Raw genomic sequence first — 15,802 nt, 5'->3', positions numbered from 1 at the left:
GGAAAGGGAGATAGATCAATGAATACACCATTATCATGGATTAAAGCATATGTTCCGGATTTAGACGTATCAGCTCAGGAATACACGGATGCCATGACGCTCACCGGAACAAAGGTGGAAGGCTATGAATGCCTGGATAAAAACTTAGAGAAAATCGTTGTTGGACAGATATTATCCATTGAGCGCCATCCGGATGCGGATAAGCTGATTATCTGCCAGGTTGACGTTGGAACGGAAACAGTACAGATTGTCACAGGTGCTTCCAATGTTAAGACAGGAGATAAAGTTCCTGTGGTTTTGGATGGAGGAAAAGTGGCAGGAGGCCATGACGGCGGCCCACTTCCTGAAGAGGGAATCAAGATAAAAAAAGGAAAGTTAAGAGGAATCGAGTCCTGCGGCATGATGTGCTCCATTGAGGAATTGGGTTTTTCCAATGAAATGTATCCCGATGCTCCGGAAAGTGGAATTTACATTCTGCCTGAAGATACAAAAACAGGCGCGGATGCCGTTGAGGTGCTGGGTCTTCATGATTCCGTATTTGAATATGAAATCACCTCCAACCGCGTGGATTGCTATAGTGTCATAGGAATTGCCAGGGAAGCGGCTGCAACCTTTCATAAGCCCTTTATCCCTCCGGTGGTGACAGCTACAGGTAACAGCGAGGATATCAACGACTATTTAAAGGTGACTGTAGAGGACAGCTGCCTATGCCCCCGTTATTGTGCAAGAATGGTGAAAAATATTAGGCTTGCCCCATCTCCGGTCTGGATGCAGAGACGTCTGGCAGCATGCGGAATCCGGCCCATTAACAATATCGTTGACATAACCAATTATGTAATGGAAGAGTATGGCCAGCCCATGCACGCCTTTGATTATGAACTCCTTGCAAACCATGAGATCATTGTAAAATGCGCCAAAGAAGGGGATACCTTCCAGACTCTTGACGGACAGGAGAGAAAGCTGGACGGCACCATACTCATGATCAATGACGGGGAAAAGGCGGTTGGAATTGCCGGCATCATGGGAGGAGAGAACTCCAAGATCACTGATCAGGTGAAGACCATGGTGTTTGAAAGTGCCTGCTTTGACGGCACCAATATCCGCCTTTCCTCTAAAAAGGTGGGATTAAGGACGGATGCTTCCGGGAAATTCGAAAAAGGACTTGATCCTAACAATGCAGAGGAAGCCATCAACCGCGCCTGCCAGCTGATCGAAGAGCTGGGAGCAGGAGAAGTAGTAGGCGGTATGATCGATGTATATCAGTCAAAGAGAGAAGGAAAAAGGCTTCCTTTTGAACCGGATAAGATGAACAGGCTTCTGGGAACTGAGATCGAACCGGATACAATGGTTGGTTACTTTAAAAGGCTGGATTTGGGTTATGACAAGGCTGCTGGTGAGATTCTTATCCCTACCTTCCGCCAGGACTTAAACTGTATGGCCGATTTAGCGGAGGAAGCTGCCAGATTCTTCGGATATGACAAGATCCCGGTATCTTTGCCAACAGGCGAAGCAACTACCGGAAAGCTGTCCTATAAGTTAAGAGTGGAAGAAGTGGCAAGAGAAGTGGCGGAATTCTGCGGATTCTCCCAGGGAATGACCTATTCCTTTGAAAGTCCCAAGGTATTTGACCGCCTTCTTATTCCAAAGGACAGCCCGCTTCGTGTGACAGTGAATATTTTAAATCCTTTGGGAGAAGATTTCAGCGTTATGAGAACCTCCCCTCTCCATGGGATGTTAAATTCCTTATCCACCAACTATAACCGCCGGAATAAGAATGTACGCCTTTATGAGCTTGCCAATATTTATCTTCCAAAGGCTCTCCCATTGACTGAGCTTCCCGATGAGAGAATGCAGTTTACCCTGGGCTTTTACGGAGACGGCGATTTCTTTGATATGAAGGGCGTCATTGAAGAATTTTTTGATAAAACGGGGATGCACGAAAAGCCTCATTATGATCCGAAGAGCGGAAAAACATTCCTTCACCCCGGAAGACAGGCAGATATTGTTTACGATGGGGTGACCATTGGATATTTAGGAGAAGTCCACCCCGAGGTGGCTGACAACTACAAGATCGGGGACCGCTCCTATGTGGCTGTGATCGATATGCCGTCTATGATTCCGTTTACAAGCTTTGACCGGAAATACACCGGAATTGCAAAATATCCCGCTGTTTCCAGAGATATCAGTATGGTGGTTCCAAAAGAGATCTTGGTTGGGCAGATTGAAGCTGTCATCCAACAGCGGGGAGGTAAAATATTGGAAAGCTATGAGCTTTTTGATATTTATGAAGGATCACAGATTTTATCAGGATATAAGTCTGTTGCCTATTCCATCACCTTCCGCTCAGGAGACCATACTTTAGAGGAGCAGGAAGTACTGACTGTGATGAAAAAGATCCTGAACGGATTACAAGCACTGGGAATCGAACTTCGGGCATAATAGATAAGATGCCAGGATGAAAGACAAATTCATCCTGGCATCTTTTTTCTCTGTACTTGCATGGATATGGAAAATTCCGTCAATCCTTACGGTAAGATCGCAAGAAAAAGCAGGGAGGCAAAATGATGCGAAACGAACTTGATATTATAGAAGTAACAGGCAGAACAATCCATGATTCCTGGGGATATCCTGGAATCGAAGCTGAGGTAGTGCTGGAGAACGGTGCCCATGGCAGGGCTGCCGTTTCCCTTGGAAATACTGACAGGGCAAAAGAACAGGCAGGCATTGTTAATGAATGGTTTTCTGAAATTATATTATTTGAGGATGCGTCAGACCAGGGAAAGATAGACCGGCTCCTTTTGCAGGCAGCAAAGGAAGGGGGAGAGGGAAAAAATGAAAACCAAGGAATTTTGGCTCTGTCCATGGCTGTTGCAAGGGCAGCGGGTGCCGGTCTTGGCCTTCCTCTTTACCGTTATCTGGGAGGTACTTCGGCTCCTGGGATGCCGGTTCCCATGATGACCATGATCAGCGGAGGCAGCGGGGAGAAAGGCCTTGATTTTCATGAAATTATGATTGTTCCTCAAGGGGCCCGGTCCTATTCGGAAGGGCTCCGCATGGGAGTGGAAATTTACCAGACTTTAAAAAGACTTTTATCCATGAGCGGATTCAGCACATCTGTGGGGAAAGGCGGCGGCTTTGAGCCGGATATGAAAAATGCAGAAGAAGCACTTCACTACTTAATGGATTCCTTTAGACTTACAGAATATAAACCGGGAATTGATGTACTGGTAGCCATCAATGCGGAGGCGGACCGGCTGTATGTAAAAGAAGAGGGAAGCTACTGTTTTTCAAAAGAGAGCAAAAAAGGCGGAATCTCCATAAACAGGCAGCAAAAGGATATGATCGCCTATTATATGAGGCTGACGGACGGATTTCCCATTTGTGCGGTCATGAATGGATTGTGGAAGGCCGACCTGGTGGGCAGAATGCAAATGATGAACCTGCTGGAGCACCGTGCTCTCATGATATCCGATGATTTTAATGCGGCCAACGCCACAATCATCCGGATGGAACAAGCCGGGACAGTAACCGGAGCGCTGGAAATGGTAGAAAAGGCGAGGAAAGCCGGGCACAAGGTGATTATTGCCAGTGATGTGAGGGATACGGAGGAATCTTTCCTTTCCGATATGGCTGCGGCTGTCCGGGCTGACTATGTGAAAAGCGGTGCTCCCTGCAGAGGAGAATGTACGGCCAAGTACAATGAGCTTCTGCGAATTGAAGAATTTTACCGGATGCCTGGGCAGCCGGCGGTCTGTGGAAGAATATCCTTGTGAGAAAAGTACCAATGAACGGCCTGGCATTTGGATATAGGGCGGGTTGATTATAAAAATATAAAAATATATTGTATTTTCAGAAAAATTATGGTATGATAACCTGTGTTTGACTATAGGAGGTGGGAAACGTGATCAGGATTATTTTATCAATCATATTTGTTATCATATGTGTTGCCTTATCAGCAATTATCCTTTTACAGGAAGGAAAGAGTCAGGGACTGGGTTCTATCGGCGGTATGGCAGATACTTACTGGGGTAAAAATAAAGGCCGTTCCATGGAGGGAAAACTGGAGAAATTCACAAAATACGGAGCAGTCCTGTTTTTCATTCTGGCACTGGTACTGAATCTGAATATACTGTAAAGATTAAACACTCTTGTATGGTAACAAGGGTGTTTTTTTCGCATTAAAGCAAAGTTTCGTAATACCTCCCGGTAAAGTGCAGATAATAAAGAAAAGAATGAGAAAAAAATAGATTATTATGATATTTAAGAGAGGAAGAAAATGACAGAAGAACAGTTAATACAGCGGAAAGCCATGCTTCTCCAGTTATTTGAAGATCCTGCCTATGCACCCATGAAATTAAAGGAGCTTGCCATGCTTTTTGACATACCAAAGGAGCAGAGGGAAGATTTAAAAGAGGTGCTGGATACGCTTTTGACAGAAGGAAAGATTGGCATATCACAAAAAGGAAAATACGGTAAGCCGGACTTAGGTTCCATTGCCGGAGTTTTTTTCGGCCACCCCAAAGGCTTTGGTTTTGTTGCAGTGGAAGGGCTGGATCAGGATATTTTTATTCCGGAAGATAAAACCGGCGGTGCACTTCATGGGGATACTGTGCTGGTGTCTGCCGAGACAAAGCCGGGAAACGGCAAAAGGGCAGAGGGCCATGTGGTAAAGGTGCTGGAACATGCCAATGAACAGATCATAGGGTATTACCAGAAGAATAAAAGCTTTGGTTTCGTCATTCCCGATAACCAGAAGATTTCAAAGGATGTGTTCATTCCCCAGGGCAAGGATATGGGTGCCATGACCGGTCACAAGGTGGTGGTTAAGGTTACCGATTACGGAGGGCCGGAACGTAAGCCGGAAGGGGTTATAACAGAAATCCTTGGACATGTCAATGATCCGGGTACAGATATCCTTTCGATTGTAAGGGCGTATGGGCTTCCGGAGGAATTTCCCGACAGCGTGATGAAACAGGTGACAGCAGTGCCGGATGAGATTACAGGCAAAGATATGCAGGGACGTCTGGATTTAAGAGATTTGCAGACAGTAACCATAGACGGGGAAGATGCAAAGGACCTTGACGATGCCATTACCATATCTAAAAAGGGCGGAGTCTATACTTTGGGTGTCCACATCGCAGATGTTACCAATTATGTAACAGAAAACAGTCCCTTGGATGAGGAAGCTTTAAGACGGGGTACCAGCGTTTACCTGGTGGACCGGGTGATTCCCATGCTGCCTCATAAGCTGTCAAACGGGATCTGTTCCCTGAATCAGGGAGAGGACCGTCTGGCTTTAAGCTGCATCATGGACATTGATGAAGATGGCAGCGTCATAGGACACCGAATCGCTGAAACAGTCATAAACGTGGACAGGAGAATGACTTATACGGCAGTGAATGCCATCATTACTGACCGGGATGAGTCGGTCCGAAAGGAATATGAGGCATTCGTTCCCATGTTTGAACAGATGAAGGAGCTGGCTGATATCCTGAGAGAAAAGAGAAAGAAGAGGGGATCCATTGATTTTGATTTCCCGGAGACAAAGGTCATTCTGGATGAACGGGGAAAGCCTTTGGAGATCAAACCCTATGATAGAAATTCTGCTACGAAAATCATTGAAGATTTCATGCTCATGGCAAATGAAACGGTGGCAGAAGATTATTTTTGGCAGGAGATCCCTTTCCTTTACCGAACTCATGACAATCCGGATCCGGAGAGGATGAAGAGCCTTGCTACATTAATAAACAATTTTGGTTATTCCATCCGCTTTCACAACGGAGAGGTTTACCCAAAGGAAGTCCAGAAGCTCCTAGCCAATGCGGAGGATACACCAGAGGAAGCCTTAATCAGCCGTCTGGCCCTGCGTTCCATGAAACAGGCGAAATATACGGTGGCAAATACCGGTCACTTTGGTCTGGCGGCCAAATATTATACCCACTTTACTTCTCCCATCAGAAGGTATCCGGACTTACAAATCCACCGAATTATTAAGGAGAATTTAAGGTCAGGCTTATCAGACAAGAGGATCAGTCATTACGATAAGATCCTGCAGCAGGTGTCCGTCCAGTCTTCGGCCATGGAACGTAGAGCCGATGAAGCGGAGCGGGAAACCATTAAGCTTAAAAAGTGTGAATATATGTCAAGACACATTGGGGAAGAGTTTGACGGAGTGATCTCCGGTGTGACAAACTGGGGCCTTTATGTGGAGCTTCCCAATACAGTGGAAGGATTGATTCATGTCAATCAGCTTCAGGATGATTATTATCATTTTGATGAAGAGCATTATGAGCTGGTAGGTGAGATGACAAGGAAAACATATAAACTTGGTCAGCCTATCCGGGTTATGGTGGCAGGTACGGATAAGCTATTACGTACCATCGACTTTATTCCGGCGAAGAAATTTGATGAGGAATAACAGGAGGAATGAAAATGGGGAAAGAGAGTTTCAAATTGATTGCCAATAACAAAAAGGCATATCACGATTATTTTATTGATGAAAAATATGAGGCCGGTATCGAGCTGGCCGGAACCGAGGTAAAATCCATACGAATGGGCAAATGCAGTGTTAAGGAATCCTTTGTCAGGATCGATAAAGGAGAGGTTTATGTCTATGGCATGAACATCAGCCCATATGAAAAAGGAAATATCTTTAATAAGGACCCTTTGAGGGTCAGAAAACTGCTGCTTCACAGAACCGAGATCGGAAAGCTGGATGCTAAGATCGCCCAGAAGGGGTATACGCTGGTTCCTCTTCAGGTATATTTTAAGGGCAGTCTTGTAAAGGTGGAAATCGGCCTTGCCAGAGGAAAAAAACTATACGATAAGAGAGATGATATTGCCAAAAAGGATCAAAAAAGAGAACTGGAAAGAGACTTTAAGGTGAGGAATCTTTAACTGAGACACTTTAAGCTTCCTAAACAATCTATACAGAATGCTGCTTTAATGCTAAAATAACCTTAGAAAAGGATGGAGGAAAAGCGGATGGCATTATATGATTATGTAGGGGCATTAAGGCGGGGCCGCAGACAATATCAGGCTTCCGTATCAAAGGGGGAATATCCGTATCTGCCGGTTCTGGATCAGATCCTGTCCTATACGGATATTGTTTCAGAAGTGAATCTGGGGATCATGGATATTCCTCTGGAAAAAGTGGTAGGCACGAAAACTGAGGGGCGGACAACTGCCTTTGCCAGCAATTTTATGCCTCTTTTATCAGAAAAATCAGAGTTCGGGGCGAAATGGGCTTATTTGTATGATCATCAGATCAAGGAGGGGATCCACGATCCCATTGCAGCCTATGAATTTATGAACCAGTATTATGTCCAGGAAGGCAATAAAAGAGTCAGTGTCTTAAAATATGTAGGTGCTTTCAGTATTTCAGCTTCTGTCACACGGCTGATTCCAAAAAGGACCGATGATTTAGACAACAGGCTTTATTATGAGTTCCTGGATTTTTATCAGGTTTCCTTTAATTGCGACGTGTGGTTCAGCAAGGAAGGGTGCTATGACAGGCTGATTAAGGCTATGAGCAAGAATCCGGGAGAGCCTTGGAGCGAAGAAGACAGGATCGTTTTTAAGTCCGCCTATGACCGCTTCTCCAAAGCATTCCATGCCTTTGGCGGCGATGATTTTGATATGACTTGTTCTGATGCCTTTCTTGTTTATGTAGAGCTGTTGGGATATGAAGAGGTAAAGGACCGGATGGAAGGGCAGATAAAAAAAGATCTGGTCAAGATAAAGGATGAACTTCTCCTGGCTTCCAGGGGCAGTAAGATCGCTTTGGTTGAACAGCCGGAAGAAATTGAAGAAACATCTGATAACAGTCCTCTTAAGCTGATCAACTGGCTGCGTCCGTTCCAGGCCATTGAACCGCATATGCTGAAGATCGCATTTATCCATGCGAAAACAGCGGAAACTTCAAGCTGGACTTATGGCCACGAGCTTGGCCGGATGCACCTGGAACAGGCTTTTGACGGCGCCATACAGACGGTATCGATCTTTAATGCCGATTCTGAGCCTGAAATTGCCAATGCCATTGAACTGGCAATTTCGGCCCGGTGTAACGTAATTTTCACTACTGCCTCTCAAATGATCAATTTATGTGTAAAAGCAGCAATCGACCATCCGGAAGTAAAGGTTTTTAATTGTTCTGTTAATATGTCTTATTCCTCCATCTGCACCTATTACGGAAGGATGTATGAATCGAAATTCCTTATGGGTGCTTTGGCAGCTGCCATGTCCCAGAATGAGAAGATCGGATATATTGCCGATTATCCCATTTACGGCACCATTGCCAATGTCAATGCCTTTGCCCTGGGTGCAAGAATGATCAATCCTTATGCCAAGGTATACTTAGAATGGTCAAGGGTAAAGGACCGGGATGCCCATGAGGAACTTGAAAAAGAGAGGATTACCTTTATCTCCGGGGAAGATATGATTACACCTTTGACTCCTACCAGAGAATATGGGCTTTACCATAAGACACTTGACGGAAGCCTTAAAAACCTGGCAACTCCCATTTGGCATTGGGGTAAATTCTACGAAAGAATCGTCAACATCATTTGTCATGGAGATTTTGACAGAAAAGGAATGAAGGGAAAGCAGGCAATCAATTACTGGTGGGGCATGTCAGCAGATGTGATTGATGTTATTTGTTCCCAGAATCTGCCTTACGGCACCAGCCGCCTGATTGCATTTTTGAAGAATTCCATACGGACCGGAAGCTTTCAGCCTTTTGAAGGAATCATTTATTCTCAGGATGGACACCTCCGGTGTGAGGAACATTTCAGCCTTGCCCCTGAGGAAATAACCACCATGAACTGGCTGACCGAGAATGTGGTGGGGCAGATTCCTGCATTTGATGAGCTAACAGAAGAAGCACGGTCTCTGGTACGCCTCCAGGGACAGACAATATACGAAAACATGGATATGGAGGAATCGCGTGAAAATTCTGGTACTGTCTGACCATGAGTCAAAATCACTCTATGAATATTATACGCCGGAAAAACTGAAAGACATTGATTTGATTATTTCATGCGGAGACTTGAGGGCGAATTACCTTACATTTTTTGCAACGTTTTCCCATGCTCCGGTTTATTATGTCCGTGGAAATCATGATTGTAAGTATGAGGAGTGTCCTCCTGAGGGCTGTACCTGTATTGAGGATGATATCGTGACCTTCCGGGGAATCCGGATTATGGGGCTGGGCGGGTCCATGCAATACATTCCAGGCTCGCCCAATCAGTATACGGAGCGGGGGATGGAACGGAGAATCAAAAAAATGTGGTGGAAGCTTAAGAAAAACAAAGGCTTTGATATTCTTGTCACCCATGCTCCGGCCTATCAGCTCAACGATCTGCCGGACCTGCCACATCAGGGGTTTTCCTGTTTTAAAGCGCTGATGGACAAGTATTCTCCCAAATATTTTCTTCATGGACATGTCCACGCCAACTATGGAAAGGCCTTTCGACGGGAAGACCGGTATGGCTGTACAATGGTTGTAAATGCGTATGAATATTATATTATTGATTATCCAGGGAATCTGTAACATCATAAGCCATTGGTTACATATAATATAAGAGAAGCCTGATGGATAAAACCTAAAAGTAATATTGACAATCTGGCTCTATTTTTGTAAAATGTAGAGACACTCTTTGCACTGCATAATTCTACAGTACAAACTGAACAGGCGATAGCGATCTTAGCTATAGGGCCGGGTTGCCGGGGGCGACAACGGATGACTTTCGTGCATCTGTGGGACAGTAGTTTACTCGTATTGTTCCTCAGGTGCATTTTTTGTGTCATATCATATGAAAATATACAGATTGGGGATTTAACGCAGGGTCATAGGGCTATCTTATTTTATGGGGGGTAACTGTTATGAAGCGGATGATGAAAAGGAAAAAGGAAAGCGATCCCAGAACGATTGCCATGTATGTATCAATGGTAACCATTGTGATCAATCTGTTGCTTTCGGTTTTTAAACTGACAGCCGGTATTCTGGCCCATTCCGGAGCAATGATATCCGATGGGGTACATTCGGCATCCGATGTATTAAGTACCATTGTGGTCATCGTTGGGGTAAATATAGCAGGAAAAAAGTCAGATAAGGAGCATCCTTACGGTCATGACCGCATGGAATGTGTAGCCGCCATCATTCTTTCAGCCATGCTCATGGCGACAGGAATAATGATCGGCATAAGCGGTATCAGGAAGATTGCATCAGGAAGCGGAGAAGAAACCGTTATTCCGGGTTTGTTGGCGCTTGCAGCCGCAGTTTTGTCCATTATGGTAAAGGAGTGGATGTACTGGTACACAAGAGCGGCTGCAAAGAAGATACATTCAGGGGCAGTTATGGCAGATGCCTGGCATCACCGCTCCGACGCCCTGTCTTCTGTGGGAGCCATGATCGGCATTGCCGGAGCAAGGCTTGGCTATCCGGTTCTGGATCCTGTGGCCAGTGTGGTGATTTGTATTTTTATCGGAAAGGCAGCCGTTGATGTTTTTCGGGATGCCATGGATAAAATGGTGGATAAAGCATGCGATGATGAAACCGTACGTAAAATGAAGGAATCCGCCATGGAAGTCATGGGCGTGAAGCAAATTGATGATATCAGAACAAGGATGTTCGGGGCCAAGGTGTATGTGGAAATTGAAATCGCCGCCGAGGGGAACCTGGTTCTCATGGAATCCCATGAGATTGCGGAGAATGTACATCTATCCATTGAAAAGCATTTTCCAGATGTAAAGCATTGTATGGTCCATGTAAATCCTCTTCCTGGGTCTGAAACACAAAAAAATGACCGGGAGTGCTTGTAGGGTTTCTTACCTGTGATATAATAATAGGAAGGTATTCATCAGACAGGAGGCCGGTGTGGATTTCTGCCGGATCGGCCGCTGCATACCGGCATATTCAGATATAACTTCAAATTATAATACACATTCCTATTATTTAGTTGACAAATAGATAATGGATTGCTATCATTTAAATTACTATACAAAAAGGCAGGGATATGGATGGAAAGAATCGTATTATCATTGTTGGTTGATAACACCTCCGGCGTTTTAAGCCGTGTGGCCGGACTGTTCAGCCGCCGTGGCTATAATATTGAAAGCCTTACGGTAGGTGTGACTGCGGATGAGAGATATTCCAGAATGACAGTGGTGTCCACCGGCGATCAGGAGATTTTAGACCAGATTGAAAAACAGTTGAGAAAGCTGGAAGATGTAAGGGATATCAAAGAATTAAAGCCGGGCTGTTCTGTTTACAGAGAGCTTATTCTGGTCAAAGTGCATGCCAATGCCAGTGAGCGTCAGGCAATCAGTGCCATAGCAGAAATTTTCCGAGCCACTATTGTGGATGTGGGCAAGGATTCTGTGACCGTCATGCTGACAGGAGATCAGTCAAAGCTTGATGCACTTATTAACCTGCTTGAAGATTATGAAATATTAGAGCTAGCGAGAACCGGTCTTACCGGACTTGCCAGAGGCTCTGACGACATTCGATATCTGCCGTAGGCAGCCGGTATTTGTAAGCTAGAGGTATTGCCAAAGGCGGACAGTGAGTCGTCGGCAGGGTTCCTTTAACAAGAATATATCAAGAGTCAGTATATGAGGAGGAAATAAAAGATGGCAAAAATTTACTATCAGGAAGATTGCAACTTATCCCTATTGGAGGGTAAGACCATTGCAGTTATTGGATACGGCAGTCAGGGCCATGCCCATGCGCTTAATTTAAAGGAGTCAGGATGCGATGTCATAGTAGGACTTTATGAGGGAAGCAGTTCCTGGGCAAAAGCAGAGTCTCAGGGATTAACCGTATATACAGCTGCAGAGGCGGCAAAAAAAGCTGACATCATCATGATATTGATTAACGATGAGAAGCAGGCTGCTATGTACAAGGAATCAATAGAGCCTAATTTAAAGGATGGGGACATGCTCATGTTTGCCCATGGCTTTGCGATTCATTTTGGACAGATCGTTCCTCCCAAGAATGTTGATGTTACCATGATTGCACCAAAGGCTCCCGGTCATACTGTTAGAAACGAATATCTGGTAGGCAGGGGAACTCCATGTCTGGTTGCCGTTCATCAGGACTACACAGGCAAGGCGAAGGACAAGGCTCTTGCTTATGCATTAGCCCTGGGCGGTGCAAGAGCCGGCGTATTGGAGACCACCTTTAAGGTTGAAACAGAAACTGACCTTTTCGGTGAGCAGGCCGTATTGTGCGGCGGTGTTTGCGCATTGATGAAGGCTGGATTTGAAACTCTGGTAGAAGCAGGCTATGCTCCTGAGAATGCTTATTTTGAATGCATCCATGAGATGAAACTGATCGTGGACCTGATTTTTGAAAGCGGCTTTGCAGGTATGAGATATTCCGTTTCCAATACTGCAGAATATGGTGATTACATCACTGGACCAAAGATCATTACCGAAGAAACCAAGAAGGCAATGAAACAGGTTCTTGCTGATATTCAGAATGGTACCTTTGCCAAGGACTGGCTGCTGGAGAACCAGGTAGGCTGTGCTCACTTTCATGCAGCTAGAAAAAAAGAGGCATCTCATCAGTTAGAAAAGGTAGGAAGCGAGCTTCGTAAGCTTTACAGCTGGAACGACGGCGGAAAGCTGATCGATAACTAAAATGAATGCTTCCGGCAGTTCCTTGTAAATAGTAGAAGCCAGGAAAAAGGCAAGTCTTTTTCCTGGCTTCTATACGTTTTTCAGGCCCGGATTCCGGCGTCTCTCATGGCATTAAAAAAATTCTCCATAGCCGTAGACACTCCCCCGGGGTGATAAGCGAATCCAATGGTTCTCTTCCTGATGGCCGGTTTCAAGGGGATCTGGATTAAATCTCCACGGTCCAGTTCCTCCTGGACAAATTCCTTGATCACACATCCGATACCCAGACCGATTTTTGCAAATTCAATGAGCAGATCCATGGTAGTAACTTCTAAAAGCTGGTTTGGTACAATCTGATGTTCATTGAGATACTCATCAATGTATTTTCTGGTCATGTTGTTTTTGTCCAAGAGCAGGATATTTCCTGTCTGGAACAGGTCTGCATCCGGACCTTCCCTCAAATAAAGGTTATCCAGATAGGATCTGGTTGCCACAAAAATATCCTGGATATCCATAATCGGCTGAAACAAAAGGGGACGGCGGCTGGTAGGCTCTGCGATCAGCCCCAGATCTATGCGCTGCTGTTCCAGCATGATAATCGTATGGGAAGTGGACTGGCTTTCAATGGTGATCTTAATATGAGGAAACTTCTCAATAAACCCCTTTAAATAAGGAAGAAGGATATATTTGCAAAGCGTATTGCTGACACCGATTTTTAAGTGTCCGATATTGAAATCCTTAACCCGCTTCAGTTCCAGCTCCCCACGGTTTAATTCTTCAAAAGCAGCCTTTGCATGATGAAATAGAAGCTTTCCCTCTTCTGTAAGCTGGACGCCTCTTGAATTTCTGGTAAATAAAGCCACCTCCAGACTGTCCTCCAGCTTGCTGATGGATTTGCTGATGGCAGGCTGGCTGATGTACAGCTCTTTTGCAGCCTTTGAAATATTGCCGGCTTTTGCAACTTCATAAAAAATTTTATACTGGGAAAGGTTTTGATCCATTATAAGGTTTCCTCTCATCTTATAACTAACTATTATATTAAATATTCATATTATGTATTTCTATTATATCAATAAGTATGCTAGAATGTAAAGCAGTAAAAAGAAGTTACCGTTTGGATCTATAGGCATATGTTTCCAGGAAATATGTCCGGTTCGGCAAATCATAAAAGGCATGGCTGAACAGGAATAATGATAAATTAACAGGAGGACGCGACAATGGGAATGACGATGACCCAGAAAATTTTGGCAGCCCATGCAGGGCTTTCCCAGGTGAAAGCTGGACAGCTGATTGAAGCGGAACTGGATCTGGTATTGGGAAATGATATCACATCTCCGGTTGCCATTAAGGAAATGGAGAAATTTAATAAGGAAACGATCTTTCACAAAGATAAGATTGCATTGGTTATGGATCATTTTATTCCAAATAAAGATATTAAATCCGCAGAAAACTGTAAATGCTGCCGTGATTTTGCCGGCAGACACGAAATTACCAATTATTTCGACGTGGGACAAATGGGAATTGAGCATGCCCTTCTTCCGGAAAAGGGGCTGGTGGTTGCAGGAGATGCAGTTATTGGAGCAGATTCCCATACGTGTACCTACGGTGCCCTGGGAGCTTTTTCCACCGGTGTCGGCAGTACGGATATGGCGGCAGGCATGGTGACCGGAAAAGCCTGGTTCAAGGTGCCTTCTGCAATAAAATTTGAGCTGATAGGAAAACCTTCCCAATGGGTCGGCGGAAAAGATGTCATTCTGCATATCATAGGCATGATCGGCGTAGACGGCGCCTTATATAAGTCCATGGAATTTTCTGGGGAAGGCATCAGGAATCTATCCATGGATGACCGTTTTACCATTTGCAACATGGCCATTGAAGCAGGCGGTAAAAACGGCATATTCCCGGTGGATGACCTGGCTGTTCAGTACATGAAGGACCATTCAAAGCGTGAATACAAGATTTATGAGGCAGATCAGGATGCAGAATATGAGGCAGTTTATACCATTGACTTATCCACGCTGGAGCCAACCGTATCATTTCCTCACCTTCCTGAAAATACCAGGACCATAGGAACCTTTGAGGAGATCCCGGTGGACCAGGCGGTGATCGGCTCCTGTACCAACGGCAGACTGGATGATATGCGCATAGCAGCTGCTGTCATGAAAGGACGGAAAGTGGCAAAAAATGTTCGCTGCATTGTGATTCCAGCCACCCAGGAAATCTATCTGCAGTCCATGAAAGAAGGACTATTAGAGATTTTCATCGAAGCCGGAGCGGTAGTCAGCACACCGACCTGCGGTCCGTGTCTTGGGGGGTATATGGGAATCCTGGCGGCGGGAGAACGCTGCATCTCAACCACCAACCGGAATTTTGTGGGACGTATGGGTCATGTGGACTCGGAGGTATATTTGTCCAGCCCTGCAGTGGCTGCTGCAAGCGCTATTACCGGCCATATATCTGCGCCGGCTGAACTGGGATTATAGGAGGAATATCATATGAAGGCATGTGGATCTGTTTTTAAATACGGAGATAACGTGGACACGGATGTTATCATTCCAGCTAGATATTTAAATATCACAGATGGGAATGAGCTGGCGAAGCATTGTATGGAGGATATTGACAAGAATTTTGTAACCAATGTAAAAAAGGGGGACATAATTGTCGCAAATAAAAACTTTGGATGTGGTTCTTCCAGAGAGCATGCGCCTCTGGTAATCAAGTGTGCAGGAGTAAGCTGTGTCATTGCCGAGACATTTGCCAGGATCTTCTACCGGAATGCCATTAACATCGGTCTTCCTATAATAGAATGTCCGGAAGCTGCCAGGGCCATTGAAGCAGGAAGTGAAGTGGAAGTTGATTTTGACAGCGGCATCATTACCGACAGGACTACCGGCGAATCCTTCCAGGGACAGGCATTTCCTCCCTTCATGCAGGAAATCATTTCGGCGGGAGGATTATTTCCCTATATTAATAAGAAGAAATAAATGTTTTTTCATAGAAAATACGTCCGTAATTGCCACGAATTGTATCCGGCAGTTGGGACCTGATATTCACGCGATGGCAGTGAGACAAGGTCAAGGTTGTCTGATTTTGGCCACTGCCCGCGGATCAAATACCCTGCAGCCTGCTGCGGGGTATTTGATTTTCTGGCATTGCCATACAGAGGAATGCGTATTATAAT

The 15,802-nt window shown here is 45.1% G+C and carries 13 protein-coding genes and 1 riboswitch; of the genes, 12 read left to right on the top strand and 1 reads right to left on the bottom strand.

Annotated features, from left to right (window positions below; translation table 11 throughout):
- Positions 1-18 precede the first annotated feature (18 nt).
- From pheT to ilvC, 10 genes are all read left to right on the top strand, one after another.
- Entirely contained in the window at positions 19-2,439 is a 2,421-nt protein-coding gene (gene pheT, locus CLOSA_RS11185; protein WP_013272880.1) for a phenylalanine--tRNA ligase subunit beta, read from the top strand.
- Positions 2,440-2,561: 122 nt separating this feature from the next.
- Positions 2,562-3,773 (top strand): phosphopyruvate hydratase family protein, encoded by a 1,212-nt coding sequence (eno, locus tag CLOSA_RS11180; protein WP_081443020.1) that lies wholly within the window; start codon positions 2,562-2,564, stop codon positions 3,771-3,773.
- A 128-nt stretch (positions 3,774-3,901) separates the two neighbouring features.
- The gene (gene secG, locus CLOSA_RS11175; RefSeq protein WP_013272878.1) at positions 3,902-4,135 is read left to right on the top strand and encodes a preprotein translocase subunit SecG; all 234 of its coding nucleotides are present in this window, start codon (positions 3,902-3,904) and stop codon (positions 4,133-4,135) included.
- Positions 4,136-4,309: 174 nt separating this feature from the next.
- Positions 4,310-6,418, top strand: a complete 2,109-nt coding sequence (rnr, locus tag CLOSA_RS11170; protein ID WP_041709122.1) for a ribonuclease R — start codon at positions 4,310-4,312, stop codon at positions 6,416-6,418.
- 14 nt (positions 6,419-6,432) lie between these two features.
- Complete coding sequence (gene smpB / locus CLOSA_RS11165) at positions 6,433-6,897, top strand: SsrA-binding protein SmpB (protein ID WP_013272876.1); 465 nt, start codon at positions 6,433-6,435, stop codon at positions 6,895-6,897.
- Positions 6,898-6,984: 87 nt separating this feature from the next.
- Positions 6,985-8,967: a BMP family ABC transporter substrate-binding protein gene (locus CLOSA_RS11160; protein WP_013272875.1), complete on the top strand. Its 1,983-nt coding sequence runs from the start codon at positions 6,985-6,987 to the stop codon at positions 8,965-8,967.
- Positions 8,945-9,550: a metallophosphoesterase family protein gene (locus tag CLOSA_RS11155; RefSeq protein WP_013272874.1), complete on the top strand. Its 606-nt coding sequence runs from the start codon at positions 8,945-8,947 to the stop codon at positions 9,548-9,550. Before CLOSA_RS11160 ends, CLOSA_RS11155 begins: the two co-directional genes overlap by 23 nt.
- A gap of 123 nt (positions 9,551-9,673) precedes the next feature.
- Positions 9,674-9,767, top strand: a riboswitch (NiCo riboswitch).
- Positions 9,768-9,882: 115 nt separating this feature from the next.
- A complete protein-coding gene (locus CLOSA_RS11150) occupies positions 9,883-10,821 on the top strand; it encodes a cation diffusion facilitator family transporter (RefSeq protein ID WP_013272873.1) in 939 nt (312 codons plus the stop codon).
- Between the two features lie 198 nt (positions 10,822-11,019).
- The gene (gene ilvN / locus CLOSA_RS11145; protein ID WP_013272872.1) at positions 11,020-11,520 is read left to right on the top strand and encodes an acetolactate synthase small subunit; all 501 of its coding nucleotides are present in this window, start codon (positions 11,020-11,022) and stop codon (positions 11,518-11,520) included.
- Positions 11,521-11,631: 111 nt separating this feature from the next.
- The gene (gene ilvC / locus CLOSA_RS11140; protein WP_013272871.1) at positions 11,632-12,642 is read left to right on the top strand and encodes a ketol-acid reductoisomerase; all 1,011 of its coding nucleotides are present in this window, start codon (positions 11,632-11,634) and stop codon (positions 12,640-12,642) included.
- A gap of 80 nt (positions 12,643-12,722) precedes the next feature.
- Here ilvC and CLOSA_RS11135 read toward each other — a convergent pair whose 3' ends face one another.
- Positions 12,723-13,622 (bottom strand): LysR family transcriptional regulator, encoded by a 900-nt coding sequence (locus tag CLOSA_RS11135; RefSeq protein ID WP_013272870.1) that lies wholly within the window; start codon positions 13,620-13,622, stop codon positions 12,723-12,725.
- A gap of 216 nt (positions 13,623-13,838) precedes the next feature.
- Here CLOSA_RS11135 and leuC point away from each other — a divergent pair, with 216 nt between their 5' ends.
- Both leuC and leuD read left to right on the top strand, forming a co-directional pair.
- Positions 13,839-15,104, top strand: a complete 1,266-nt coding sequence (leuC, locus tag CLOSA_RS11130; RefSeq protein WP_013272869.1) for a 3-isopropylmalate dehydratase large subunit — start codon at positions 13,839-13,841, stop codon at positions 15,102-15,104.
- Positions 15,105-15,116: 12 nt separating this feature from the next.
- The gene (gene leuD / locus CLOSA_RS11125) at positions 15,117-15,605 is read left to right on the top strand and encodes a 3-isopropylmalate dehydratase small subunit (protein WP_013272868.1); all 489 of its coding nucleotides are present in this window, start codon (positions 15,117-15,119) and stop codon (positions 15,603-15,605) included.
- Positions 15,606-15,802: the final 197 nt, after the last annotated feature.

The sequence above is a fragment of the [Clostridium] saccharolyticum WM1 genome, assembly GCF_000144625.1.
Classification (GTDB): domain Bacteria; phylum Bacillota; class Clostridia; order Lachnospirales; family Lachnospiraceae; genus Lacrimispora; species Lacrimispora saccharolytica.
This window is presented reverse-complemented; position numbering and strand designations above follow the sequence as displayed.